This window comes from Streptomyces sp. IBSBF 3136 (genome assembly GCF_036815105.1).
Classification (GTDB): Bacteria; Actinomycetota; Actinomycetes; order Streptomycetales; family Streptomycetaceae; genus Streptomyces.
This window is the reverse complement of record NZ_JAJSZC010000465.1, coordinates 1-1,127: the sequence shown is the minus strand read 5'-3', so window position 1 is coordinate 1,127 and position 1,127 is coordinate 1. Positions and strand designations below refer to the sequence as shown.

General features: G+C 78.2%; 1 protein-coding gene. It reads right to left on the bottom strand.

Annotated elements, in window-relative coordinates; all coding sequences use genetic code 11:
* Positions 1 to 608: 608 nt before the first annotated feature.
* Positions 609 to 965 (bottom strand): hypothetical protein, encoded by a 357-nt coding sequence (locus V7E45_RS40235; RefSeq protein ID WP_333779241.1) that lies wholly within the window; start codon positions 963 to 965, stop codon positions 609 to 611.
* Positions 966 to 1,127 lie beyond the last annotated feature (162 nt).

The following is a 1,127-nucleotide window of genomic DNA, read 5'->3' as shown; positions in this document are numbered from 1 at the left end:
TTCCCACCGAAGCTGCGCCGATTGTCGCTCCATGTCCGCATCGTAAAGAAACGTGGGGGGGGGGGGGGGCGGGGGGCCGCCCCCCGCGCCCGCCCCTGCGGCGAGCGCCGACCGGGCCGGCGGGGCGGGGGCGGCACCAGCCCCTGCGGCGGGCATGGACCGGACCAGCGGGGCGGGCGCATCGTGAGCCACCCGAACGGACACCGCGCCAGCCCCCGCGGCGAGCACGGAGCGGACCGGCGCAGCGGGCCCAGCATCGCCGGCCCGGGCGAGCGCCGCGCCCGCCGCCGAGGCGGGCACGGACCACGTCGGCGGGGCGGGCGCGGTGTGGGCCACCCCAACGAACACAGCGCCTGCCCCCGCTGCGAGCGCGGACCGGACCGGCGCAGCGGGCCCAACATCGCCCGCCCGGACGAGCGCCGCGGCGAGCGCCGAGCGGGCCGGCGGCGGCTGGACCCCCCGGGCGGGGGCCGCGCCTGCCGCCGGGGCGAGCGCGAGCAGGAGCGCGGTGCCGGCCGCGACCACGGCCGGGCGCAGGGATCTCATGGGGACCTCCGGATCACCGATGCGGCTGATGACCGGGGCGGGACAGTGACCGCCGATTCAGTTCAGGACGTGAGCAGGACCCGTCGGCCGCCGTGGCCCGCGTCCAGGCACTCCTGGTACGGATCGGGATCGCCTTGCCGCTCCCGGCAGGCCCAGGTGGACCCGCCCGCGTGGACCTCGACGGACGCGCCGCCCGCACGCTGCCACACCCCGGTGTAGGCGGCCGCCACCCCCAGGGCCGCCGCGCAGGGGACGTCCCGCCCGGCCGACACCCCGAGCCCGGTGGCCCGGTCGACTCCGCAGAACCGCACGGCACGCGCGGCCCCGTCCGGAACGGCCACAGCCGGCACGGCCCCGGAGAGACCCAGCACGACCGCGCCCACCAGTCCCGCGGCGACATTCACCTTGTTCGAGCGCACTCCGCGACCTCCTCGGAGACGATCACGAACGCCGGCCACTCCCAGCCCCGGCGCCCTCCCTGGAAGACTTCCTCACCGGACGCCGGCCGAACCGCGGCAAAGGGCGCATACCCCATTGCGTCGCGCACACCCCCACCCCCACAGCTTCGGGCGGTCGTACCC